Consider the following 1,954-nt stretch of genomic DNA (forward strand, 5'->3'; position numbering starts at 1 on the left):
CACCAGCGCCGGGCGGTCTGCCGGAGCGTCTCGAACCCGACGCGATCCGGCTCATGGACGGGTGGGCCGACGAGCTGAAGCGGCAGCTGGAGCAGCTGCCCGCAGAGGAACGGCCGGCCCGCCTCTGGTTCGTGGGCGAGACCGAGAAGCATGAGGCGGCGATCGCGCCGCTGATCGCCGCCTTCGGCGAGCTCGTCCAGCTCGTGCCCTACGAGCTGGAGGGCGCATGGGTCGGCATCGCCGGCGTGGCGCGCACCGTGCTGCCGGCGGACGACGTACATGCGCTGGAGCCGAACTATACGCAGCTGGCCGAAGCCGAAGCCAAACGGCTGCGGAACGCTTAAGGCGAGGGGGCGGCGAAGCTGGAACAAGATATCGTATTTCGCAACATGACGCTGGCGGATCTGCCGGCCGTCATGGTGATCGAGCATGAATCGTTTACGCTCCCGTGGAGTGAGGAAGCGTTCCGCAACGAGTTAACACATAACCATTTTGCACGGTATCAAATCATGGAATATCGCGGCGAAACGATTGGGTATGCCGGGATGTGGACGATCCTCGATGAGGCCCATGTCACGAACATTGCTGTTCGTACCGCTTATCGCGGCCGTCATCTCGGGGAGAAGCTGCTGCGTCGGATGATGGACTGGGCCATTGAGCTGGGGATGGTCCGGATGACGCTGGAGGTGCGGGTGTCCAATATCGTTGCCCGCACGCTTTATGAGAAAATGGGCTTTACCCCGGCAGGCGTGCGAAAAGGGTATTATTCCGATAATCATGAAGATGCAATCATAATGTGGTGCGAGCTGCCAAGGTCGCAGTCGGAAACCGGGGAAGGAAGCGAAGGTTCGTGGTAAAGCAAGAGCAAGATGTGTATATTTTGGCGGTGGAAACGAGTTGTGACGAAACCTCGGCCGCCGTGGTGAAGAACGGGACGGAGGTTCTGTCCAACCTCATCGCCAGCCAGATCGAAACGCACCGGGCGTTTGGCGGCGTGGTGCCGGAGGTCGCTTCGCGCAAGCATGTCGAGAGCATTACGCGGATGCTGGAGGAAGCGGTGCAGGAGGCGGGAATTGCGCCGGAATCGCTGTCAGCGATCGCCGTGACGGAAGGGCCCGGCTTGGTTGGCGCGCTGCTCGTCGGCATTATGGCGGCCAAGAGCCTTGCTTTCGCATTGGACAAGCCGCTGATTGGCGTTCATCATATCGCCGGTCACATCTACGCCAATCGCTTGGAGGCGGAGATGTTGTATCCGTCCATGGCGCTGGTTGTCTCGGGCGGTCATACGGAGCTGGTGCTGATGGAGCGGGAAGGAAGCTTCCGCCTGCTCGGACGGACGCGCGATGATGCCGTTGGCGAGGCTTATGACAAGGTGGCCCGGGCGTTGGGCTTCCCCTATCCCGGAGGCCCCTTCGTGGACAAGCTCGCTGCAGAGGCGGAGGAAGCAGAGGAGCTGCCTCGGGCTTGGCTGGAGCCGGACTCTTACGACTTCAGCTTAAGCGGACTCAAATCGGCTGTACTAAACGCGGTGAACCAGCACAAGATGCGCGGCGAGGACGGCTACCAAGCGGCGATTGCCCGCGGATTCCAAGAGTCGGTGATCGAAGTGCTGGTGGAAAAAGCGGTCCGCGCCGTCAAGGCAACCGGCTCCCGCCAGCTGTTGCTTTGCGGGGGCGTCGCTGCCAATCGCGGGCTGCGCGCGGCGTTGACCGAGCGCTGTGAGCGCGAAGGCATCGCCTTGTTGATTCCTTCGCTGAAGTATTGCACCGACAACGCCGCGATGATTGGCGCAGCCGCCTATTTGAAATGGCGCAGCGGTGAATTTTCCGACCTGGAGCTGAAAGCCGAGCCTTCCCTTTCGCTGGAGGGCTGGTCTGTCGGCCAGGGTTAAGGTTCAAATCGGGCCCATCGCCCAAAACAAAAGGCCGGACAAACTGTCCGGCCTTTTTTCTTA

The 1,954-nt window shown here is 61.3% G+C and carries 2 protein-coding genes and 1 pseudogene; all 3 read left to right on the forward strand.

Features of this window, described 5'->3' with window-relative positions; translation table 11 throughout:
• Window positions 1-344 (forward strand): annotated as a pseudogene (locus POTG_RS17955) (tRNA (adenosine(37)-N6)-threonylcarbamoyltransferase complex dimerization subunit type 1 TsaB); the annotation flags it as partial.
• 18 nt (window positions 345-362) lie between these two features.
• Window positions 363-857: a ribosomal protein S18-alanine N-acetyltransferase gene (rimI, locus tag POTG_RS17960; protein WP_036646106.1), complete on the forward strand. Its 495-nt coding sequence runs from the start codon at window positions 363-365 to the stop codon at window positions 855-857.
• On the forward strand, window positions 851-1,891 hold the full coding sequence (gene tsaD, locus POTG_RS17965; protein WP_009226276.1) for a tRNA (adenosine(37)-N6)-threonylcarbamoyltransferase complex transferase subunit TsaD: 1,041 nt from the start codon (window positions 851-853) through the stop codon (window positions 1,889-1,891). Before rimI ends, tsaD begins: the two co-directional genes overlap by 7 nt.
• Window positions 1,892-1,954 lie beyond the last annotated feature (63 nt).

Origin of the sequence: Paenibacillus sp. oral taxon 786 str. D14, from assembly GCF_000159955.1 — a bacterium.
Taxonomy (GTDB): domain Bacteria; phylum Bacillota; class Bacilli; order Paenibacillales; family Paenibacillaceae; genus Fontibacillus; species Fontibacillus phoenicis.